Source organism: Intrasporangium sp. (assembly GCF_051961875.1).
Lineage (GTDB): Bacteria > Actinomycetota > Actinomycetes > Actinomycetales > Dermatophilaceae > Intrasporangium_A.
In genome coordinates this window covers 1-21,688 of record NZ_JBQCCV010000179.1, presented here as the reverse complement: position 1 = coordinate 21,688, position 21,688 = coordinate 1, and the positions used below count along the sequence as shown (strand labels likewise).

The window sequence follows — 21,688 nt, the reverse complement described above, 5'->3', positions numbered from 1 at the left end:
CCGGGGGGGTGGGGGGGGTGGTACCACCCCCACCCGCGGGGGGGCCGCGCGGGGGTGGCCGCGCTCCGCCACTGCTGTCACATCTGCCTGCGGGGCCCGTCAGTGGTCGGACGAGTGAAAGCCGGCGTTGCGGGCGGACTGCTCGTCGTAGAACCACACGTCCGGCTCGACGTCCTCGTAGCCTTGGGCGCCCGGGGCGAGGAAGGTCCGCGACCCGCGAACTCCCTTGATCGCGTGACCAAGTGGCTGCGCGCCGTCCCCGATCGGAGCCGCGGAGCCGACGCCGTACCCGCCGTCGCGAACCTCCTCGAAGTCCGAGATCCGGCGCCGCTGCTGGGGCGCGGTCGCACTCTCGTCGGAGTGGTCCTGCTGCCCGGGGTGCTGGCCCTGATCGGCGCTCGAGCCGTCCGAGCCCGTGCTCGACGGGTCCGGCTCCGCGGTGTCCGCATCGTCGCCCTGGCCGCCCGAGTGGCCGCTCCCGGCCGTCTCGACGTTGGCGCGCTCCTCCTCGGACTTCTGGTCCTCGTGCGCCGCCTCGTCCTCCTCGGTGGTGACAGCGTGGGGCTGCTCCGGCATCCGGGCGATCACCTCGTCGGCCGGCGCACTCGGGATGCCCGGACCACCGCGGGCACCTCCCGCCGCCGCAGCCGCGACGAGGTCCTCCGACCCCCTCGAGCCCTCGTCCGGCACGTCCACGGTGACCGACTCGTCGTCGCTCGGACCGTTGATCCAGTCGACGACGTCATCGACCGGGCGCTCGTCGATGGCGTCCTCGTCCACGGGGCCGTTGACCCAGTCGCCGCTGTCGTCCGAGTCGCCGCTCGGTTCGTCGTCGGAGGCCGTGTGCCCCTCGTCCTCGCCCGTCCTCGTGGCGTGCCGGCTTCCGGTCGGGTCCCCGAACTCCGGCCGGTTGCCGAAGACGCCTCCGGCCGGCCGGTCCTGTGCCTCCGGTGAAGGCGAGGGAGCGGACGGATCCATGGGCGACCCCGCGCCGGCGCCCGACTCGTCGTGCACAGGCGCAACGGGCGTCGTCCCGCGGGTGTCGCCGGCGCCCGCATCTGCGTCCCGCATCACGTCATCGGCCTGGGACTCCTGCGCCCGGTCCCGATCACCGGCGCGCCCGTGCATCGCCCGACTCCCGCCACGCTCGGAGGCGAGGCCGTGCGTGCGAGGCGGCGCGAACGGGTTCTCCGCGTCCGCGAGGTCAGGCTCGTCGTCGTCGAACACGGCCGAGCTGATTCCTGCGGCCGCGACGGCTCCAGCGGCGCTGCCGACGCCGACCGCCCCGGGCCACGTCGAGGCCCGGGCACCGCCGTCGCGCTCGCCCGCGGCACCCGTCCCGTGGCTGGGACCGCGCTCGTCGACCGGACGGCGCTCCTCGTCGGCGGGCTGCGGCCGACGGTCCTCGTCCCGGGCGCGGACGTCACCGGCCACCGGGTGGTACGCACCGACCCGAGGTGCGTCGTCCGCACCGTCGCTCGAGGTCTCGCGCCGGTGCTCGTCTGGCGCCGCCGACTCGCCCGGCGCCCGGCCGCGCTCATCGTTCCCTACACCGGTCTCGGCATCGCTCTCGACATCGGGATCCACCCGGTCGGCCTCGCGCATCATGCCGTCCCGGTCGGACTGCACCCGCCCGGCCGTCGACTGGTGCAACTGGGCCTCATGGTCCAGGCGCTCCGCCTGGGCCGCCTTCTGCTCCGCCTCCGCCGCGCGGGCCTTCGCCTCCTCCATCGCCTGCTGCGCACGGGCCTGGCTCTGGTCGGCGTCGGTCCGAGCATCGGACGCGACCTGCTGGGTCACCGACGCCCGGTCAGCCGCGCGAGTCACGTTGGCGTTGCGTGCCGCAGCCTGGGCGCGCAGCACTCTTGCCTGACGGCGCTGCTCCTCTTCCTGACGTCTCCGTGACGACCTCACCAGCAGCAACGCGACGATGGCGATGACGATGACGGCGAGCACGATCCACAGGATGAGCTTCTGGGTGTCGGACATCTGGCAGTCCCCTTACGATTGCGTCCCTTGACAGGAAACCTACTGCCCAGATGCCCACGCGACTGCGTCTGACGCGCCCCAGCCCCACGCACACGGTGTGGTATGCCGCTGAGCTCGCTCAGCGGCATACCACTCGTCCTCTGGTCAGCGAGGCTCTTGCTTCCGAGCCGCGTCGCGGCTCAGCCGAGCCCCAGCTTCTTGGTCGTGACCTCGCGCATCTCGACCTTGCGAATCTTGCCGGTCACGGTCATCGGGAACTCGTCGACGATCTCGACGTAGCGCGGGATCTTGTAGCGCGCGAGCTGGCCGCTGCAGAACTCCCGCAGCGAGTCGGGGGTGATCGGCTCGGCTCCCGGCCGCATCCGGATCCAGGCGCAGAGCTCCTCGCCATACTTCTCGTCGGGGACGCCGATGACCTGCGCGTCGACGATGTCAGGGTGGGTGTAGAGGAACTCCTCGATCTCGCGCGGATAGACGTTCTCGCCACCGCGGATGACCATGTCCTTGATCCGGCCGGTGATCTCGACGTAGCCGTCGTCGTGCATGACGCCGATGTCGCCGGTGTGCATCCAGCCGTCCTCGATCGCCTCGGCCGTCTTGTCCGGCTGTTCCCAGTAGCCGAGCATCACCGAGTAGCCCTTGGTCTGGAACTCGCCGGGCACCCCGCGCGGCACGACCTCACCCGTCGCCGGGTCCACGATGCGGATCTCGAGGTGCGGGCCGACCCGGCCGACAGTCCGGGTCTTCTGCTCGAAGGTGTCGTCGGTGCGGTTCTGGGTCGACACCGGGGAGGTCTCGGTCATGCCGTAGCAGATCGTCATCTCCTCGATACCTGCGGCGATCAGCTTCTTCATCAGCTCGGCCGGGCAGGGCGAGCCGGCCATGATCCCGGTCCGCACACTCGAGAGGTCGTAGTCGGAGAAGTTCGGCAGGTTCCACTCGGCGATGAACATCGTCGGCACGCCGTAGAGGCTCGTGCACTTCTCGTCCTGGACGGTCTGGAGGGTGATCGCCGGGTCGAACCCGGGGGCCGGGATGACCATGCACGCGCCGTGGGTCGTGCAGGCCAGGTTGCCCATCACCATGCCGAAGCAGTGGTAGAAGGGCACGGGAATGCAGACCCGGTCCTGCTCCGTGTAGTCGCAGAGCTCGCCCACCATGAAGCCGTTGTTGAGGATGTTGCGGTGCGAGAGGGTCGCACCCTTCGGGAAGCCCGTCGTGCCAGACGTGTACTGGATGTTGATCGCGTCGTGGTTGTCGAGCCCCGCCTGCACCTGCGCCAGCTGCTCGGCCGAGACCTCGTCGGCGTGCGAGTGCAGCTCGTCCCAGTCCGGCGTGCCGATGAGGACGACCCGCTTGAGGTCCGGGAGGTCGGAGCGCACCTCCTCGATCATCGCCGCGTAGTTGCTGGTCTTGAACTCCTTGGCGGAGATGAGCGTCGAGATCCCTGCCTGCCCCAGCACGTACTGCAGCTCATGGGCCCGGTAGGCAGGGTTGATGTTGACGAGGATGGCGCCGATCTTCGCGGTGGCGTACTGGGTCAGCGTCCACTCCGAGCAGTTGGGCGCCCAGATCCCGACCCGGTCGCCCTTGGCGACACCGACCGCCAGGAGCGCCCGCGCCAGCCGGTCGACGTCCTCCTTCAGCTCGGCATACGTCCAGCGCCGACCCTCGGCCACGTCGACCAGCGCCTCGCGGCCGGGGAACCGCGCCACCGTCGCGTCGAAGTTGTCACCGATCGTCTGCTCGATGAGCGGGGGCTCGGTCTCGCCGACGGTGTGCGACAGGGTCTGGGACTCGGTCTGGGCAGGCGCGGACATCGGTGTCCTCCAAGGGCTCGGTGAGCTCGGTGGGCTCGTTCACTCCACAGCAAATCCTGCGCCCGGCGGCTGTGCAAGAGCGACCGGCGGCGAAGCGCCGGCGGAAAACCCGTCACGAACGACGCGCCCGGACGTCCTATAGGTAGCGCCCGTCCCTGATCCCCCGAGCAGGGACGGGCGCCCGGGTTTTGCCGAAACGGTTGCGAGCGTCATCGGGTTGCCCCACGCTCCTGCTGTGAGCACCGTCGCGATGACCACGCGGGCGGCCGCTCCGTCGCTCGCCATGGCGGAGTATGCCGCCCTGCTTGCTGCCCTGCGCGCGCTGCCCCCGGGCGGGTGGTCCGCTCCGACCGACTGCACGGGCTGGACGGTGTGGGACGTCGTCGCCCATGTCGTCGGTGCCGCCGAAGAGGCGGCTCGGCCGTGGGTCCAGGCGCGGCACTACCTCCCCGCCCTGGTGAAGGACCGGCGCCGCCCGCTTGTCGACAAGGTCAACGATGCGCAACTGGCCGACCGCCGTTCATCGACCCCGGAGGAGCTCCTCACCGAGCTGGAATCCCTGGCTCCCAAGGCAGCCCGCGGTCGGCACCGGTTGCCTGGACTGATCCGGCGCATCCCCCTGCCGAGGTCGCAGGGCTGCCTGCCCGGGGACACGATGGCCTACCTCAACGACGTCATCTACACCCGTGACATCTGGATGCACCGGGTCGACATCGCGCGGGCAACCGGCACACCGATGGCCGAGTCGAGCGCGGAAGCCGACGTGGTGGCCCAGGTCGTGCGGGACCTGTCGCGGACCTGGACGGGAGCGCCGTTCACCCTCGTGCTGTCGGGACGCGTCAGCGGCAAATGTTCGATCGGATCCACGAGCGCACCGGGCGACGGCGAGGTCGGCACGCTCACCGTGGATGCGGTGGCGCTGTGCCGACTGCTGTCCGGCCGAGGCGACGAGACCGCCCCGATAGCGGACGGCCTGCCTGACGGCCTGGTTGCCCGGTTACGCGACACCCGCGTCCTCTTCTGACCACCGCGGCGGCCCAGTCCGCCTACTTGCCCCGCCTTGCCGCCGGCCGTCACCTTCGAAGCGCGAGCTCATGGGGAGCCGCCACCCTCAGGTAGCGCCAGGCGACTGCGGCTGCCGTTGCGGTGACGGCGGCGCCCAGTCCCGCCGCGGTCCGAGCGCCGGCATGCTCGGCGACCGCACCGACCAACGGCCCACTCACGGGTGAGGTGCCATTGAGGGCCATGATCAGGAGGGAGACGACGCGGCCACGCATCGACGGGTCGGACTCCAGCTGGATGAGCGCGGTCGCCATGGCCCGGAACATCGTCGCGGCGGCGCCCAGGAGGAACATCCCGACGAGGGCGAGCGCGAGGAAGGGTGCGGCCGCGACGAGCCCGAGAACGACGGCGAGCGCGACGGCACCGACGAGGACGGTCCGGGGCGACGCGACGAGGACGCCGGCCAGGGTCAGGCTCCCGACGATCGCGCCCGCACCCATGGCGGCGAAGAAGAAGCCGATCGTGGCGGCGTCCGGCGAGAACGCCCGAGCCAGGAGGGGGACCAAGGTATTCCACTCATACGCGACGAGCCCGGTCACGGTGGTCAGCGACAGGACGGCGAAGATGACGGGCGTCCGCCGGGCGTACGTGAACCCAGCCCGCAAGGCCCCAGCCTCTCTCGGGGTCACCACCCGCGGATGGATCTCGTTCGGCCTGATGCGCATCAGGGCCACGGCCATGATCACGTAGGACACGACGTTGAACGCGAAGGTCGAGGCGACCCCCGCCACGCTGATCGCGACGCCGGCAGCCGCCGGGCCCAGCACCTTGCCCGCGTTGAACATGGTGGAGTTCAGGGCAACGGCGTTGGGCACGTCCTCCCTTGGAACGATGTCGGCGGCGAAGGTGTGCCGAACGGGCTTGTCGAACGCCTCGACGACCCCCAGCGACACCGCCAACACCATCACCGCACCCACGCTGACCTGGTCGAGCGCTGCCAGCACGGCGAGGACCGCCGCCGGGACAGCCGCGGCCCACTGCGTCCAGAGGAGCATGGTGCGCCGGTCCATTCGGTCCGCGATGAGGCCGGCCCACGGAGTGAGCAGGAGGGTAGGCGCCTGTTGCAGCCCGGCCGTGACGCCGAGCAGCATGCCCGAGCCGGTGAGCTCGAGGACCAACCACGCCTGCGCCACCTTCTGCGCCCACGTGCCGACGGTGGACACGATCTGCCCCGTGAAGTACAGCCGGTAGGCGCGATGGCGCAAAGACCGGAACGTCGACCGGATGTAGGACTTCACGGACGCTCGGCCAGCCGCGTCAACGCTCCGACGGCCCCGGCAATGAGGGCCCGATCGCCAGGCCCGAGCGACTCCAGCCGGCCCCGAAGATAGTCGTTCGACCCACCGGCGAGGGTGTCGAGCAGCTCTCTCCCGCGGGAGGTGATCGCGACGATACTGCTGCGCGCGTCGGCCTCGTCCACGGACCGCTCGAGCAGCCCCTTCGCCTCGAGTGTCGCGACGAGACGGGTGACCGTCGAGTTACCCACCTGCTCCCGCCGGGCCAGCTCGCCGATCCGGAACGGCCCGTGCCGTTCCAGCGCGAACAGGGCCGACAGCTGGGACGGCGTCGCGTCGCCGACACCCACACTCTTGCGCAGCTTGCGCTCCAGGCGGATCACTGCGAGCCGAAGCGCGTCGACGTCATCCCCCGAGAGGTCCATGGCGAGATAGTACGCCATGCGTAGGATTCTCCTGCCACCCGGCTTGTGGTTCAATGGTCATACCATCAAAGGAGAGTCATGATCGCGGAGCCAGGAGTGCTTATCGTCGGCGCCAGCCAGGCCGGCGCGCAGGTCGCGACATCGCTGAGGGAGCTCGGCGAGACGTGCCCGATCACCCTCGTGGGGGCCGAGCCGCACCTGCCCTATCAGCGTCCCCCGCTGTCGAAGGCTTTCCTCTCCGGGCAGGCCGAGGCCGAGCACCTGCAACTACGTTCCGCCGCCTTCTACAAGGAGCACGGAATCGACGTCGTGCTCGGGGAGCGCGTCGTCCGCCTCGATCTCGAAGACGACGGCGGCCGGGCCACGTGCCTGTCGGGACGGGCGCTCCCCTTCTCGCGGCTGGCGCTCACTGTCGGCGGCACCCCGCGCCGACTGTCCGTGCCCGGATCGGAGCTGCGCAACGTCTTCTACCTGCGCGACCTGGCTGACGCGACCGCCCTGCGCCGCAGTCTCGCGTCCGCCGAGCGGGTCGTTGTCGTCGGCGGGGGGTTCGTCGGCCTCGAGAGCGCCTCCGTCGCGAAGGCACTCGGCAAGGACGTCACCGTGGTCGAGGCCCTCGACCGCCTGCTGGCGCGCGCCGTCGCCCCCGTCGTGTCGCAGTTCTATCTCGAGGCCCATCGCCGGCGTGGCGTCCAGGTCCTGCTCGGGAGCGTCGTCGTCGGCTTCGGGGGCGACGACGCCGTGACCTCGGTCGAGCTCTCCGACGGGTCGAGCCTGCCCGCCGACGTCGTCCTCGTCGGCATCGGCCTCGTGCCTGACACCTCGCTGGCCGAGCAGGTCGGACTGGTGTGCGACGGCGGCATCGTCATCGACGACGGAGGCCGGACGAGCCATCGGGCCGTCGTCGCGGCTGGCGACTGCACCTCGCTGCGTCGCTCGGCGGACGAAGGCCTGCTGCGGATCGAGTCCGTCGCCAATGCGATCAGCCAGGGCCGGGCGGCGGCCGCGTCCCTGGCCGGAGTGGCCGACGGGGTCGCATCGGTCCCATGGTTCTGGTCGGACCAGGGCAGCCTCAAACTGCAGATCGCCGGTCTCAGCGCAGGCTACGACGACGTCGTGCTGCGCGGAGATCCCGAGACGGAGCAGTTCTCGGCGCTGTACTACTCGGGTTCCGGGCTCATCGCCATCGATGCCGTGAACGCCCCGCGCGACTACATGGCCGTCCGCAAGATCCTCGAGTCGGGCGGCTCGGTCCCAAGGCATCTCGCGAGCGATCTGGACGTGCCGCTCAAGAGTCTGATTCCCCGCTGACCCCGGCGGTCGCCGGCGCTCAGCCGACCGACAGGCCGCCCTCGGCGGGCGAGAGGGCCCGCACCTCGCGACCCAGGTAGCTCGTTGCCTCGGTGTGCAGGAGCCTGCTCACGTCGGCAGCGGACATCAGCTTGACGAGCTGGTCGACCTGACCACTAAGCGGGAGAACCAGTCCCCCCTGCTGCGCAAGGTCCATGACGAGGTCCATGTCCTTTTCCTGCCAGGTGAACCGGGAGTCCTCCCAACGACGCAGCGTCCCGTTGTCACCAGGACAGCGGGTCAGGACCTGGCGCATCCGCTCGCCGTCGAGGCCGTAGCGCTTGGCGAGCGCGATCGCTTCGAAATTGCCGACGCTGTGGATCCAGTGCAAGAGGTTGTTGCAGGCCTTGGTGATCTGGCCGGCACCGAGGGGACCCACGTGCTCGACGCCCCTGCCGCTGTAGGCCGCGAGCACGGGGCGAACGCGGTCGACGTCCTCGACGGCGCCCCCACACAGGGACAGGAGCGAACCGTCTCTGGCCCCGGCCGCGCCGAAGACCACGGGGGCGTCGACGACACGCGCGCCGGCTGCGAGCGTCGCACCGATCGCTCGCGTGGCCGCAAGTCCATGCGTCCCCGCGATGACCAACACCTGGGCGGCGCGTGTGTGAAACGCGAGCTCGTCGACAACCGCAAGGAGCTCGGCGTCCCCGGGCAGGCAGGCGACGATGACGTCGGCCCGGGCTGCCAGGTCAGCAAGGTCGGCGGCCCGCTGGGCACCGCGTTCACACGCGGCGACCAGCTTGCCCTCGTCGATGTCGTGAGCCAGGACGGAGAACCCCGCGCTCACGAGATGCCCGGCCATCGGTAGCCCCATGCCACCGACGCCGACCAACCCGACCGTGGTCGACTCCACGGCCGACTCAGCCGACCGGGACCAGCGACAGCTTGTCCTCCGGCATGCGCACGAAGACCTTGGTGTCCGCAGCCAGTGACAGGGACGGCAGCGCCCTGGCCCTGATGGTCAGCTTGCCGACCGTCACGACGTGGTCGACCGCATCACCGAGGAACGCCCGGGTCGCCACCACGCCCTCCCAGACGTTCTTCAGGTCGGTGGGACGAGCGGTGGACAGCTCGATCGACTCGGGGCGGATGGAGATGGACACCTCCGTCCCGATGGGCATCGCCGCACCGGAGGCGAGGTGCAGCTGACCCTCGGGAGCGTCGACGACATAGCTCTCGCCCGTGCGGGAAACCACGTGACCCGGGATGAAGTTCGAGCTGCCGATGAACTCCGCGACGAACTTGCTCTGCGGCGCCTCGTAGATGTCCCGCGGCTTGCCGAGCTGCACGACCTCGCCATCCCGCATGACGGCGATGTGGGACGATAGCGCGAGGGCCTCGATCTGGTCGTGCGTGACGTAGACGGACGTGATGCCCAGCTCACGCTGCAGGCGCTTCAGCTCGTAGCGCAGCGACTCCCGTAGCTTGGCGTCGAGGTTCGACAGGGGCTCGTCGAGAAGGAGCAACTCGGGCTCGATGACCAGCGCCCGCGCGAGGGCGAGCCGCTGCTGCTGGCCGCCGCTGAGCTTCGTGGCCTGCCGCTCGGCGTACTGGCGCAGCTCCATGGTCTCGAGGACTCGGTGGACGCGTTCCTCGATCTCGCTCTTGCCCGGTCGCTCCGCGCGGGGCTTGACCTGGAGCGGGAAAGCCACGTTGTCGAAGACGGTCATGTGGGGCCAGATCGCATACGACTGGAACACCATGCCCAAGCCGCGACGGTTCGCCGCCACGTTGAGGGGCTTGATGCCCTCACCCGCGGAGAACAGGGTGCGCCCCTTGACGGAGATCGTGCCTGAGTCCGGCTTCTCCAAGCCCGCGATCGAGCGCAAGGTCGTCGTCTTGCCACAGCCGGACGGGCCCAGCAGGGTGAACATCTCGCCCGGCTCGACTCGGAAGCTGACGTCCTTGACCGCGAACACTCGCGCGCCCTGGCCCTTCTTGTGGCTGCCCGGGCCCCCGTACGACTTGACCAGGTTCCTGATCTCCAGCATGTGCTTTTCGTCCTTCTCTTGAAAACTCGGGTTCAGTCCTGCGGGAGGCCGACCTTGGCCCCCAGCTTGTAGGCGATGGAGACGAGCACCATCAGGGTGACGACCATGACCACGCCGAGCGCGGCGAGCACGGTGAAGTCGCCGTTCTCGAACTGCTCGAAGATCAGGATCGAGAGGATCTCGTTGCCTGAGCTGTAGAGCAGGATCGAGCTCGAGAGCTCGCGGAACGACACGACGAAGATGTAGATCCAGCCGGCGAGCAGTCCAGGCATCAGGAGCGGGAGCAGGACCTTCCGGAAGACCTGCCACCAGCTGCCGCCGCTCACGGCTGCCGACTCCTCGAGCTCGGCGGAGATCTGCTGCAGCGATGTCACTGCGTACCGCATGCCGTAGGGCATGTAGCGCGTGCAGTAGGAGATAAGCAGGATCCAGATCGTCCCGTAGATCGGGATGGGGCTGCGCAGGTAGACGAAGCTCAGGGCAAGGCCGAGGACGAGACCTGGGATCACCAGCGGGGTGAATGAGATGAGGTCGAGCACCTTGCGGCCGGGGATGTTGGAGCGGACCACGATCCAGGCCGCGACCGCCATGATCAGCATGACGAGGGTCGCCGAGCCCACGCCGAGGAGAAGCGAGTTCTTCAGGGCGTTGGTCGCCTTCGACAGGTGCATGACCTTCTCGAAGTTGTCGAACGACATGGAGGCGAACGCCTTCGCCGACGGCTTCTGGTAGTACGGCAACAAGGAGGTGTAAAGCAGGACGAGCAGGGGCAGGACGACCGTCAGGGCGAAGTAGGAGATGATCGCGGCGCCCGCGAATGGACGCCACTTGCCCAGCTCGATGGGCCGCGGACGGAAGCCCTTGCCGGTCACGGTCTGGTACGCCTTCGCGCCACGGCTGGTCAGGTGTTCCAGCACCATGCCGATCGCGGCGATGAGCAGGAGACCGAGCGCAAGCGCGCCGGCCACGTTGAGGTCGCGCGGGTACGAGCGCAGGACGAAGTAGATCTTGCTCGTGAACACATAGATGTTGTTCTGCAGGCCGAGCAGGGCCGGGACCTCGAAGCTCTCAAGGCTACGCACCGTCATGATGAGCACGCTCGCGGCGATGGCGGGGCGCAGCAGGGGGACCGTGATGTGCCGGAGGATCGTGAGACGGCCGGCGCCGGACATCAGCGCCGACTCCTCCAGTGAGGGGTCCTGTGCGCGGAAGGCGGCGACCATGAAGAGGAAGGTGATCGGCGACAGGTGCAGGCCCTCGACCCAGATCATCCCCCAGACCGTGTAGATGTCGGCGACCGCGTCCCCGAACACCGGGCGGAGGAAGACGTTGATCAGGCCGATGTCCGGGCTCGCGAGGAAGATCCACGCAATCGTGTAGAGGATGCCGGGAATAACCAGGGGGATGATCGACGCCGCGAAGAACAGGCCCTTGAAGGGGACGTCGGTCCGCACGTTCAGGTAGGCGAGGCCGGTGCCGACGACGAGCGACAGGAGCGCCGACCCGATGGCGAACCAGATCGAGTTCCCCATCATTGCGGCGGCGTGGTCGTCGGTGTAGGCCCGCGTGAAGCCGCCGAGGGTGAACTCCCCGGTGTTGGCGTCGAACAGGGTGCCCTGCACCAGGTACCAGAGGGGCACGATGGCGAGGTAGGCGACGAACAGGGCAACGACACCGAGGATGAGGATCTTGGGCGTCGGCAGGAAGCGCCGGCGGGCGACCGGCGGCTCCTCGGCTGCCGGAGGTGTCTGCGGTCGGGAGGCGGTCGCGAGGCTCACATCGCCTCCGTGGACTGCGGGCCTCGACGGACGTGTGTGGGTATCAAGGGAACGTTCCTCCAGCAACCGATGCGGACAACCTCTGGCCTTACGGTCTAACCATTAGGCGCATATGCTGGCACAGCGGGAGCCGGATGGGAATACCCGTCCCATGGTTCTCCCAGGAAACGCGGGCATTCGCGACCCCTGGAGGCTATACATTTGGTCTATTGGTCCAACCGACACGAGCATGTAAGGGGGGTGAGCGCATGACTACCGAGGACGGCAACGCACCCGACGGGCTCTTCCGGCCCGTGCACGTCAACCGCGTCTCGCAGGTCATCGTCGACCAGATCAAGACGCTCATCCGGGAGGGCAAGCTTGCGACCGGCGACCGTCTGCCCAGTGAGCGCGACCTGTGCCAGCGCTTCAGCGTCAGCCGCGTCACCGTCCGGGAGGCGCTTCGCGTCCTCGAGGCCAGCGGCCTCATCGACATCAAGGTCGGTGCCCGCGGTGGCGCGTTCTTCGCCTCACCCACCAAGGAGCGACTGGGAGAGGGCCTCGCGGACCTCATGGCGCTCTCGCCCCTGACCCCCGCCCATGTGACCGAGGCCCGCACCGTCATCGAGGTCGGCATCCTGCCCTTCGTCGTCGAGCGGGCGACCGAGGCCGACATCGCCGAGCTGCGACGGATGATCGACGAGGGCCGGGAGGCGCTGGCTCAGGGCAGCTACACGATGGGCCTCTCAGCGGCGTTCCACGTCGGTGTCGCCACCTGCGCACACAACCCGGCCATCGAGACCCTGGTGCAGAGCTTCCACGGCCCCCTGCTGCTCTCGCTGCGCCAGGCGCAGATCGTCGCGCCGGCCATGGGCCGCCGCGGCACCGACGAGCACGCCGCCCTCGTCGACGCGATCGAGAACCGCGACGTCGATGCCGCCGTCAAGGTCATGACGACACACCTCGGCCGGACGGCGGACCTCGTTCGCGACCTCGGGGCGACCCAGGACGGCTGATCCGCCACCGCTCGACAGGTCGTGCACACACGAACGCCCCGGCTCCATGGGAAGGCCGGGGCGTTCGCGGTCAATTGGGGCGGGTCACTTCGTCTTCTGGCCGCCGCGGACGATCTTGGAGTACTTGTCGTCCCACTTCTTGATGTTGTTGAGCATCTCGTTCTCGTCGACCTCGACGAGCGCGAGGTTCGCGAGGGGATCCTTCGCCCCGGGCACCGAACCGATCCGCTTCGCGGAGGCGATCTCCTTCTGTCCGTCGCTGAGCAGGAAGTCCATGAAGAGCACGGCGGCCGCAGGGTGCGCGGCCCGACCGATGAGGCCCGCACCGTTCGGGCGAATGACGATCGGCTGGACAGGGTCGCCGCTGCTCGGGTGCCAGGTAACCGGCTGTCCGGCCTTCTCGCCCTTGTCGACCGAGTGCGAGTAGAGGGAGACCCCTGCGTCGAACTCGCCGGCGCTCAGCAGCTCGGCCTGGACCGTGTGACCCTTGACGGTCTTGGAGTTGGCGGCGATTTTCGTGAAGAGGTCGTCGACCTCGGCCTCTGACTTGCCCTGCTTGAGGTAGTGGCTGTACATGGCAGCGAACCAGTCGGTGTCACCGACCTCCATCGAGACCCGGCCCTTCCACGACGGGTCGGCGAACTCCTCGAGCGACTTCGGCTCGGAGCCCGGCTTGACCTTGTCGGTATTCCAGGCGACGACGAAGGCGTTGAACCGGTCGGCCGTCCAGAACTCCTTCTGCCCCTCCTTGCGGACCGCGTCCCGCAGCTCGCCCTTGTAGGGGTAGAAGAGGCCCTCCTTGCCGATGATGTTGAGCTCGCCGGAATTGGTCTCGACGAGGTCGACGCCCTTGAAGCCGGCCTCCGCCTCCTGGAGGACGCGCTGGAGGACCGACTCGGAGTTGCCGCGGTAGACGTTGACGTCGATCTTGTACTTGTCCTTGAACGCGTCGACGATCTTCTGCAGGTCGGTGTTGGAGGTGTAGACCGAGAGCTGACCCTCCTCCTCCGCCATCTTGACGAGCTTGTCGGTCCGCGCCTGGCCGGTCAGACCGTTGAGCTCGTCGTAGACCTTCTGGGCCGCGGCGTCGACCTTTGCCACCCCCTTGGTCGCACCAGCGTCACCACCGCCGGCCGCCACCGGGCTGCCGCAGGCGGCGAGCAGGGCCGACAACAGGGCTGCCGGAATGATCAGAGCCCGCTTGTTCATCAGTTCTCCCAGAGCTTGTTCCGCGAGGCCACGCTGCCTCCTCGGACTAAGGTTTAGTCCGCTGACGGAATGGATATCACAGATTCGGTGTAATGGTTAGACCTTGAGCCCAACGGATTCTCAACCGTGACCGCCGGACGGTGAGAGTGAGGGCCCCAGCAGGGGGGCAACCTCCGCGCCCAGGGCCGCCGTCACGGCGGGCGGGGTGCGCGGATCATGCACCACGGCGAGCGCGTCCCGGACCCGTCCCGGCCCTGGCCGGGAGGCGCGGAAAGTCGCCCGGACCCGCCTCACGGCCGTGGCGGGATCCAGCTCGCCCATCGCGTCCCAGCGCCGTGCTCGGCCCCGCCGCCCCTCCGGGTCCATGACCATGGGCAGGTCGACGGCCACAGGGGTGCGCGCCGCAAGCCCCAAGGCCGCCCACACCTCTTCTGCGCTCGCCGTGGAGCCGGCGCGCGCGCGGCACAGCGCGCGCAGCCTCGCGCGGAAGATGGCCCCGCCCAGCTTGTCGCGCGCCGCCCGGAAGAGCTCGGCGTGCTGGACCGGTCCTGCCACCTCGGCGAGACCGGCGGTGCGCGCGTCCGCCGGGCTGGGAAGCACGGCCAGCGGGCCTGCGGTCCGGCGGCGCTCGAGGTAGGCCGCGCCGGCCGGGCCGAGCAGCGCCTCGCAGGCCAGCTGGCCGAGCAGCTCCGCGAGACCCTCGAACACCCCGACGTCGCTCCAGCACCGGGGCGACACGAGGTTGCCCAACCACTGGTGGGCCACCTCATGAGCGAGGACCGCCACCCGCCGGGCCCGGTCCACATCGTCCCGGACCTCGAGGAGGCGTTCGGAGACGAGGACACATCCGGGGTGCTCCATCGCCAGCCACGGCGGGTCCGGCAGGAGCACCTGTGTGTAGGCCGTACCGCCGAGCGGCGACCCGGCGAACCACGCGGCCATCCACGCGTGGGCGCGGCGGGAGTCGTCCACCAAGGCACTGAAGTCGTCACCGTATGCCAGCGACTGCCGGGCCAGCAGCCTCACCGGCCCGTCAGTGATGCTGCGCCAGGGCCCGGCGGCCAGCCCGAGCTGATGCCCCGCGAGGGGGATCCTGCTCATGAACCGGCGCGGGCCTGCGCCGGGCGACTCGACCGGGTCACCGGTCGCGACCGTCGTACCGCCTCCACCGGAGACTGCGATTGTCGTCGCCATCCGGTCATCGGGCCCGTCCTCGGCTGCGACGAACCGTGCGGCGCCTCCGAGCGCTCCGCTCGCGACGACGTAGGCAAGGCCGTCGACCGGGTCGACCCACCGGGAGAGACCGTGGACGCGGGGCGAGTAGGGGACGCGGCCGGCCACGACGACGCGCGCACCGGCCTCGACCCCCTCGAGGCGCAGGATGTTGCCGGAGACTTCCGCGGCCTCGATCTTCGAGGTCTCGATGTCGTCGACGACGTCCGGCACGTGCAATGTCAGGTGCTCGCGTGCCCTGTCGACGACCAGCTCGGTGGTGGTGGCCGCGTGCAGCTCACTGAGGGCGAGTCGCAGGGTCCTCACGGGAACGCCGTGCTCATCCGGTAGGCACTTCCTCGCGGTCGGGGCCGGCGTAGGAGCGCACGCGGTTGGGTCGCGAGAGCATGGCCGTGACGTAGGTGAGGGTCACCCCGGCGCCGAGGGTCAACGCAATTGCCGGTCCGATCACCGACGCGACGGCGCCGACGAGTGCGTCGCCGAGAGCCGGTCCTCCGCGCGACGAGACCTGGTAGATGGAGCTCACCCGGCCCCGGAGCTCGTCGGGGGTCTCGATCTGCACGGCCGCATGCCGGATGGAGGTCGCCAAGGCGTCGGCGACACCCAGACAGAGCGCAGCGGCCAGGGTCAGTGCGAACCACCGCGACTGGGCCAGGACGATGTCGGCGATGGCGAAGCCGCCGGTCGCCAGTAGGAGGATCCGGCCGAGCCGTCGGCTACGTCCCAATACCCGCACGATGCCATAGGTCGCCAGGAGTGCGCCCGCGGACGGGGCGGCCGCCAGCAAGCCGTAGCCCCGGGGCCCGACGTCGAGCACGTCGAGCGCGATGGCCGGGAGCAGCACGCGATAGGCGCCGAAGACCATGGCCGACAGGTCGAGGGACATCAGCAGGAGCATGATCGGCCGGGTCGTGACGTAGCGCGCCCCCTGCCCGATTGCCCGGAGGATCGGTGGGTGGTCGCGGCGAACGTGGGTCGAGGGGGCCCGGACCAGGGCGAGGATCCCGATCATCGCGGCATACGTCACGGCGTCGACGGCGTGTACGAGTCCGGGCCCCCCGGCCGCGATGAGCAGCCCCGCGAGCCCGGGTCCGACGAGGACCGCGATCTCTCGGGCCGGGTTGACCATGGCGAACGCCTGCGGCAGCAGGTGGCGGGGCACCATCGAGCCGATGAGCGCCTGCCGGGTGGGGTTGTCGAAGGTCGTGGCGGCCATCGACACCAGGGACGCCATCACGACATGCCAGGCCCGGACCCCGCCAGTGAGGGTGAGAACCGCCAGGGCGAGGGCAACGAGGCCCCCGGCGGCTTGGGCTGCCTGGAGCAACCGCCGGCGGTCGAGACGGTCGGCGAGGGCACCCCCGACCGGGCTGAGCACGACAACGGACAGGCCTCCCGCAGCGCCGACGAGGCCCGTCGTCGCGAGCGAGCCCGAGAGCTCGTAGACCTGGTACAGGCTCGCCGCCATGGCGCCGCGCGTGCCGATCTGCGACAGCACGACACCCGAGAGGTAGCCGACGAACGACCCGTTGCGCAGGAGCTCTGAGCCAGGCCGGGTCGCGGTCATGAGAAGAGGAGGGACTTGATGACCACCGGCACGACGCCCGGGGGATCGATGAGCTCGCCGATGTCGATGAAGTCGAGTTCGTTGAGCTCGATGCCGTCGACTGAGACCACCCGGCGCTCGAAGCCGAGGTCGACGCCGAGCAGGCGACCCATCAGCTGGCAGATGTCACCGTCGATGACGAGGGTGAGCGGAGCATCGGCGGGGCCCGCGCCCTCGACGAGCCCGAGCGCGAGCTGCTCGAGCGCCGCGTAAGCCGGGAGCCCGGTCCACCCGAACGCGATGGCGACCGGTCCCGCCAGGTCGGCGCCGCGGATCTCCGCGCCTCGGCGGACGGCCCGCGCGACGGACTGACGGTCGACGGTCGCGCTCTCGAGGCGCCCCAGGTGCACGACCGGCACGTTGTGTACCGGGAGCACCCCAGGGTCGTTGACGAGGATGGTCTTGCCACTGACCTGGACCGTGTACTGGGAGGCCCCGATCACGGTTGCGCGGATTCGTTCTCCCGCATCGATGGCGGGAATGTCGGTGCGCTTTCCGAGCTGCTGGACCACCTGCATCGCCAGCTCCCGGGCGATGTCGCCGTAGTCCTCGGTCTCATGTCCGAAGACGTACTCGGAGACACCCCCGGAGAACGACAGATAGGCGGGCGCCACGCTCCGGTCGAGCGGCCGGGTCAGACGCAGTGCCGCCCCCAGTGCGTCGACCTCCGCGCCGAGGATCTCGTCGACGGCGACCTCGGCCAGCCTCGCGCAGATGCGACGGCGCACCTCGGGGTCCGCCGCACTGGTCGCATCCAGGGGGATGCCGAGGTCCTTCGCGACGAGGAGGGCGGAGTCGTCGATGCGCGTCCACGCTCCCTCCGCGTCCTCCGCGAGGAGGCGGCCCCCGACCGCGAAGGCAGCGACGTCGAGGACCGCGCCGTCCTCGACCAGCGCCAGCTTGGTCGTGCCACCTCCCATGTCGACGTGCAGGGAGGCGCCGCCCTTGCGACGCGAGAGCCGCGTCGCGCCGGAGCCATGTGCGGCCAGCAGGCTCTCGAGTTCGTGCCCGGCGCTGGCGCAGACGAACTTCCCGGACTGGCTCGCGAACAGCTCGTCGATGGCACGGGCGTTGGGGCGTTTGATGGCCTCGCCCGTCAGGATCACCGCTCCGCTGTCGACGTCCGCCGCCGTCAGCCCGGCCGCCGCATACGAGTCGATGATGAAGTGCGACAGCGCGTGGGCGTCGATCAGCCCGTCCACACGGAACGGCGTGTGGATGATCGGAGAAGTGGCGAGCACCTGACGGTCGACCACCTCGAAGCGGCTCGACAGGTCCGTCGTCCGCCGGCGGAGGGTGACCTTCGCAAAGAGGAGGTGCGACGTCGACGAGCCGATGTCGATGCCGACCGTAACGAGCTCGAGAACGTCCTGCTCCTCGATCAGCTTGGCGATCGCGTCGGCCTCGTCCTCGGTGATGCCGAGCTCGTGGTAGTGCTCGAAGTCCAGGTCGTGCACCGTCTCAGACCGCCGGACCGGTGGAGACCGGGGTCTGGATGACTCCTGTCAGTGCCGATTCGGGCAGGGCACGGATTGCCGGCTCATCGAACAGGTCCCCCATCTCGGACGCCACACCGGTCTTCGCGAGCTCGTCGAGGAACTTGCGGTGGACGCGGGGGTCCTGCTCTTCGTACTCGATCTGCCGGCCGCCCTTCGAGACCGACACTGCCCCAGCACCCTCGGCGCTGCGGCGACGGAGGGCGATGAACGGGTACCTCCGGCTGCCGAGGCTGCACGCGACGTACCGCGCCGGGGTGTCGCCGGTGTTGAAGTGCTGGTGATACATCCAGAAGGGAGGGGTGTACATGATCCCGTGCCGCCAGGGCAGCTCGACGAACTCCTCGTCACCCTCGTACCAGAGCAGCGAGTAGCCCTCCCCGTCCACCGCGTGCACGTGGGTCCCCGCCGCGTGCCGGTGGCCCTTCTTGTAGCGTCCGACCGGCATCTGCGACACGTGCGAGTGCATCGTGCCCTCGGCGAGGATGAAGTTGACGTTCATGGACCCGCGGCCGCGGCCCTCGAACTCGTAGAGCTTGAAGCTCGTGAGGTCGTGGACGAAGTTCGTCTCCCAGACGTTCTGGACCTTGACCGACGACTGGTTGTAGACGTTGTGCTGGCCCTCGCCATCGAAGTACTTGGGGTCGCTGACACGGTCCCGGAAGTCGAACTCGTTGGCGAAGACGAAGTCGAGGTTGTGGTACAGGTTGATCGTCAGCGGCGCGTTGTTCGTCACCGACAGTCGGACCGGCTCCGACGACGACCCGTTGAAGATCTGGTAGCGGCAGTTCAGGGGAATGGCGAAGAGCGCCTTGGGACCGAACTCGAAGCTGCGCTGGGTCCCGTCAGGTAGCCACACGACCGTGGACCCGTGGCCCGCCAACACGAAGAAGAACGCCTCGTAGAGGTGGCGGACGACCTCGGTGTTCTTCCGGGCCTCGACCTCCAGGACGTAGTTCGACATGAAGTCGCCCATGCCCTTGGTGTGGGCGAAGCACCCCCGGGCGCCGTATCGCTCCCACGGGCCGGTCTCGAGCGCGAGCAGGTCGTGACCGAAGTCAACGTGGATCGGGATGCCCTCACCCTCGGCCCAGTCTTTGTATGGATCGACGAGGTACCCGGGCTCGGCCTGGGCCATCGGGGCATCCTGCGCTCTCTGGGAAGCAGACTGGGTCATGGGTGGGTGCCCTCCTCGGCGTCGGTAGAGGCTGCGTGGCAGACCTCGCACGGTGTTGGACAAACTATCAGACCATTGGTGAGCTGTGGCAACCTGACCACCGACAGCGGAGGCGGTTGCGCAACCACGGACGACCGGCCACAATGGCCAAAGGTCAAATGGTCCAGCCATTAAGGAGATGGGATGTCGACGCAGACAACCACGAAGACGAGCCACTACCACGTGCAGAAGTCACGGCGCGAGAAGTTCATCGAGGACTGGCGGGCCAACCACCGCACGGTGATCCGCGTGGAGGACGTGGAGCTGAAGGAGACGCAGCGGGGTAGCCGCGTCGGCGTATACATGGGCGAGGACGGGGACAACCCCACCCGCTCGATGGACGCCCTTCTCCACGAGGTCGACCACGGCGTCGTCACGACCATTCACCGCCACTCGTGGGATGCGATGATCTGGGGCGTCGGCGGCGAGGGCTGGATCGAGATCGACGGTGAACGCGTCAAGATCGCCCCGGGAGACTCCGTCCACATCCCGGCCTGGGCCTGGCACCGGTCGGGCAACGACGGTGAGGAGCCGCTGCGCTACGCGACCTTCTCGAGCGAGCCCCTGCTCGCGACCATGGGCATGTCGATCCTCGAGGACCGTGGCCACGAGCCGTTCGAGTCCCTCCCGGGTCGGCCGGCGTACACCGCCGCCGACGATGTGCAGGGCGACGACGCCTACGCGCGCCGGCTGCGCCGCCTCGGCAAGGAGCAGGCCAAGCGCCGCTCCGGTCGCCTCCACACCGACTGGGACGACCTGGAGATGCTCAACACCCCTCGTGGCACGCGCACGACCTTCCTCCTCGACCGGGCCATCGGCTATGAGGCGTCCGGCATCACGATGGCCATGTTCGAGATCGGCCAGGGCCGCGGCCAGTCGATGCACCGGCACCCGGGAGAGGCGTGGCTGTACGTCGTCGACGGTGAGGGCCACTCCTACCTCGGCACCGAGCCCGAGGGCGGCGAGAACCACCCGTGGAAGAAGGGCGACCTCATCATCGTCGACCACTACCTGTGGCACCAGCACTTCAACGACTCGAAGGAGAACACCGCCCGAGTCGTCCGGATCCACATGTTCGACAGCCTGCTCGAGACGATGAAGGCCCTGATGGACCCGGTCGTGCTCTTCGAGGAGCCGCCGACTGAGATCCGCGACAAGCAGGCCGGTGACGTCACGACGATCGTCTGGCCCGAGATGACCCGTCCCACCTGGCCCTGAGGCACCGATGACCAACGAGCACGCGCACGGCCACGGTCACGGTCACGGCCACACTCACCCTCACAGCGAGGGCATCCGCCGGTCTTACCCGCCGGGCGTCATCGGGATCCACACCCTCCCGGCAGACCACCACGACGGACCCTGGGACTCGATGATCGTCCCGGCGGGGACCAAGGAGCGGCTTCTCAGCACCGCCCTCCTGGTGCTCCGCCAGGGCCGGCTGCTCAGCAACCTGTCGGGCGGCCCGCACGGCCTCATCGTTCTCGCGGGGCCTCCCGGCACCGGGAAGACGACGCTGGCGCAGGGCCTGGCACAGGCTGCCGCTCTGCGGATGGCTCCGCGGGGGGCCACGACCCTCGTCGAGGTCGACCCCCACGCCTTCCCCAGCGAGCTGCTCGGGGAGAGCCAGCGCGCGGTGTCGAAGCTCTTTCTCGACACCCTGCCCGAGCTGGCAGCGCGGCGACCGCACATGGTCGTCCTCATCGACGAGGTCGAGGCACTGGCGGTGCGGCGCAGCAGTGCGTCGTTCGACACGAACCCCGTGGACGTGCACCGGGCGACCGATGCGGTGCTGGCGGGCTTGGACCAGCTGCGCGCCCGATGCCCTCACGTGGTTCTCGTCGTCACGACCAACTTCATCGAGGCGGTCGACGAGGCGGTGCTCTCGCGTGCCGATCTCGTGCTGAAGACGACGCTTCCCGACGTCGAGACGATCGTCGGGATCATTCGGGGCTCGCTCGAGGAGCTGGCGGGCCAGTGGCAGGAGATCCTCCCTCTCGCCGCCGACCATGAGCTTCATGTCGAGCTGGCCAAGGCGTGCGATGGACTCGACGGCCGGCGGGTGCGCAAGGCCGTCCTTGCTGCCCTCTCCGGGCGCCCGGAGATCGCACTCTCTCCCGGCCTCGTGACGGCGGACGATCTCCGCGAAGCAGTCCGGTGGGCGACCTTCGCCTGATCGTCACCACCACGTGCCAGGGGCGCCGCCCCCCCCCCCCGGGGGGGCCCCCGGCCCGGCCGGCCCCCCAAACATCGCGCTTGTCGCCCCCCCCCCCACCACACCCC

The 21,688-nt window shown here is 69.3% G+C and carries 17 protein-coding genes; 5 read left to right on the top strand and 12 right to left on the bottom strand.

Annotation, left to right across the window (positions count from 1 at the left end; genetic code table 11):
- Nucleotides 1–99: 99 nt before the first annotated feature.
- Both ACTHJJ_RS10625 and ACTHJJ_RS10620 read right to left on the bottom strand, forming a co-directional pair.
- On the bottom strand, nt 100–1,989 hold the full coding sequence (locus tag ACTHJJ_RS10625) for a sunset domain-containing protein (RefSeq protein ID WP_440302913.1): 1,890 nt from the start codon (nt 1,987–1,989) through the stop codon (nt 100–102).
- A gap of 179 nt (nt 1,990–2,168) precedes the next feature.
- Nucleotides 2,169–3,809 (bottom strand): AMP-binding protein, encoded by a 1,641-nt coding sequence (locus ACTHJJ_RS10620; RefSeq protein WP_440302912.1) that lies wholly within the window; start codon nt 3,807–3,809, stop codon nt 2,169–2,171.
- Between the two features lie 235 nt (nt 3,810–4,044).
- Here ACTHJJ_RS10620 and ACTHJJ_RS10615 point away from each other — a divergent pair, with 235 nt between their 5' ends.
- On the top strand, nt 4,045–4,833 hold the full coding sequence (locus tag ACTHJJ_RS10615) for a maleylpyruvate isomerase family mycothiol-dependent enzyme (protein WP_440302911.1): 789 nt from the start codon (nt 4,045–4,047) through the stop codon (nt 4,831–4,833).
- Nucleotides 4,834–4,882: 49 nt separating this feature from the next.
- On the opposite strand, the gene ACTHJJ_RS10610 is transcribed toward ACTHJJ_RS10615, so the two are convergent.
- Together ACTHJJ_RS10610 and ACTHJJ_RS10605 are read right to left on the bottom strand one after the other, a co-directional pair.
- Nucleotides 4,883–6,109, bottom strand: coding sequence for an MFS transporter (locus ACTHJJ_RS10610; protein ID WP_440302910.1), 1,227 nt, complete (start codon nt 6,107–6,109; stop codon nt 4,883–4,885).
- Nucleotides 6,106–6,549: a MarR family winged helix-turn-helix transcriptional regulator gene (locus tag ACTHJJ_RS10605; RefSeq protein ID WP_440302909.1), complete on the bottom strand. Its 444-nt coding sequence runs from the start codon at nt 6,547–6,549 to the stop codon at nt 6,106–6,108. Before ACTHJJ_RS10605 ends, ACTHJJ_RS10610 begins: the two co-directional genes overlap by 4 nt.
- 60 nt (nt 6,550–6,609) lie before the next feature.
- On the opposite strand from ACTHJJ_RS10605, the gene ACTHJJ_RS10600 reads away from it, so the two are divergent.
- Complete coding sequence (locus tag ACTHJJ_RS10600; protein ID WP_440302908.1) at nt 6,610–7,842, top strand: NAD(P)/FAD-dependent oxidoreductase; 1,233 nt, start codon at nt 6,610–6,612, stop codon at nt 7,840–7,842.
- A 19-nt stretch (nt 7,843–7,861) separates the two neighbouring features.
- On the opposite strand, the gene ACTHJJ_RS10595 is transcribed toward ACTHJJ_RS10600, so the two are convergent.
- From ACTHJJ_RS10595 to ACTHJJ_RS10585, 3 genes are read right to left on the bottom strand one after another with little or no spacing between them, the layout of a single operon-like run.
- The gene (locus tag ACTHJJ_RS10595) at nt 7,862–8,737 is read right to left on the bottom strand and encodes an NAD(P)-dependent oxidoreductase (protein WP_440302907.1); all 876 of its coding nucleotides are present in this window, start codon (nt 8,735–8,737) and stop codon (nt 7,862–7,864) included.
- 7 nt (nt 8,738–8,744) lie between these two features.
- Complete coding sequence (locus ACTHJJ_RS10590) at nt 8,745–9,875, bottom strand: ABC transporter ATP-binding protein (protein WP_440302906.1); 1,131 nt, start codon at nt 9,873–9,875, stop codon at nt 8,745–8,747.
- Between the two features lie 32 nt (nt 9,876–9,907).
- Nucleotides 9,908–11,653, bottom strand: a complete 1,746-nt coding sequence (locus tag ACTHJJ_RS10585; RefSeq protein WP_440302905.1) for an ABC transporter permease — start codon at nt 11,651–11,653, stop codon at nt 9,908–9,910.
- 248 nt (nt 11,654–11,901) lie between these two features.
- On the opposite strand from ACTHJJ_RS10585, the gene ACTHJJ_RS10580 reads away from it, so the two are divergent.
- Nucleotides 11,902–12,648: a FadR/GntR family transcriptional regulator gene (locus ACTHJJ_RS10580; RefSeq protein WP_440302904.1), complete on the top strand. Its 747-nt coding sequence runs from the start codon at nt 11,902–11,904 to the stop codon at nt 12,646–12,648.
- 84 nt (nt 12,649–12,732) lie between these two features.
- Here the strand turns inward: ACTHJJ_RS10580 and ACTHJJ_RS10575 are convergent, their stop codons facing one another.
- The 5 genes from ACTHJJ_RS10575 to ACTHJJ_RS10555 form a co-directional block, all read right to left on the bottom strand.
- Complete coding sequence (locus ACTHJJ_RS10575; RefSeq protein WP_440302903.1) at nt 12,733–13,857, bottom strand: ABC transporter substrate-binding protein; 1,125 nt, start codon at nt 13,855–13,857, stop codon at nt 12,733–12,735.
- A gap of 120 nt (nt 13,858–13,977) precedes the next feature.
- Nucleotides 13,978–15,396, bottom strand: a complete 1,419-nt coding sequence (locus ACTHJJ_RS10570; protein ID WP_440302902.1) for a M1 family aminopeptidase — start codon at nt 15,394–15,396, stop codon at nt 13,978–13,980.
- 13 nt (nt 15,397–15,409) lie between these two features.
- Nucleotides 15,410–16,657, bottom strand: coding sequence for an MFS transporter (locus ACTHJJ_RS10565; protein WP_440302901.1), 1,248 nt, complete (start codon nt 16,655–16,657; stop codon nt 15,410–15,412).
- Nucleotides 16,654–18,153, bottom strand: a complete 1,500-nt coding sequence (locus tag ACTHJJ_RS10560; protein WP_440302900.1) for an ethanolamine ammonia-lyase reactivating factor EutA — start codon at nt 18,151–18,153, stop codon at nt 16,654–16,656. Before ACTHJJ_RS10560 ends, ACTHJJ_RS10565 begins: the two co-directional genes overlap by 4 nt.
- Nucleotides 18,154–18,157: 4 nt before the next feature.
- Nucleotides 18,158–19,330, bottom strand: a complete 1,173-nt coding sequence (locus tag ACTHJJ_RS10555) for a hypothetical protein (RefSeq protein ID WP_440302899.1) — start codon at nt 19,328–19,330, stop codon at nt 18,158–18,160.
- Between the two features lie 222 nt (nt 19,331–19,552).
- On the opposite strand from ACTHJJ_RS10555, the gene ACTHJJ_RS10550 reads away from it, so the two are divergent.
- Nucleotides 19,553–20,626: a cupin domain-containing protein gene (locus ACTHJJ_RS10550; RefSeq protein ID WP_440302898.1), complete on the top strand. Its 1,074-nt coding sequence runs from the start codon at nt 19,553–19,555 to the stop codon at nt 20,624–20,626.
- 7 nt (nt 20,627–20,633) lie between these two features.
- On the top strand, nt 20,634–21,581 hold the full coding sequence (locus ACTHJJ_RS10545) for an AAA family ATPase (protein ID WP_440302897.1): 948 nt from the start codon (nt 20,634–20,636) through the stop codon (nt 21,579–21,581).
- Nucleotides 21,582–21,688 lie beyond the last annotated feature (107 nt).

Coding starts and splice junctions, on each gene's coding strand:
- ACTHJJ_RS10625 (WP_440302913.1), bottom strand. CDS start 1,989: ATGTCCGACACCCAGAAGCTCATCCTGTGGATCGTGCTCGCCGTCATC.
- ACTHJJ_RS10620 (WP_440302912.1), bottom strand. CDS start 3,809: ATGTCCGCGCCTGCCCAGACCGAGTCCCAGACCCTGTCGCACACCGTC.
- ACTHJJ_RS10605 (WP_440302909.1), bottom strand. CDS start 6,549: ATGGCGTACTATCTCGCCATGGACCTCTCGGGGGATGACGTCGACGCG.
- ACTHJJ_RS10600 (WP_440302908.1), top strand. CDS start 6,610: ATGATCGCGGAGCCAGGAGTGCTTATCGTCGGCGCCAGCCAGGCCGGC.
- ACTHJJ_RS10590 (WP_440302906.1), bottom strand. CDS start 9,875: ATGCTGGAGATCAGGAACCTGGTCAAGTCGTACGGGGGCCCGGGCAGC.
- ACTHJJ_RS10580 (WP_440302904.1), top strand. CDS start 11,902: ATGACTACCGAGGACGGCAACGCACCCGACGGGCTCTTCCGGCCCGTG.
- ACTHJJ_RS10575 (WP_440302903.1), bottom strand. CDS start 13,857: ATGAACAAGCGGGCTCTGATCATTCCGGCAGCCCTGTTGTCGGCCCTG.
- ACTHJJ_RS10565 (WP_440302901.1), bottom strand. CDS start 16,657: ATGACCGCGACCCGGCCTGGCTCAGAGCTCCTGCGCAACGGGTCGTTC.
- ACTHJJ_RS10555 (WP_440302899.1), bottom strand. CDS start 19,330: ATGGCCCAGGCCGAGCCCGGGTACCTCGTCGATCCATACAAAGACTGG.
- ACTHJJ_RS10550 (WP_440302898.1), top strand. CDS start 19,553: ATGTCGACGCAGACAACCACGAAGACGAGCCACTACCACGTGCAGAAG.
- ACTHJJ_RS10545 (WP_440302897.1), top strand. CDS start 20,634: ATGACCAACGAGCACGCGCACGGCCACGGTCACGGTCACGGCCACACT.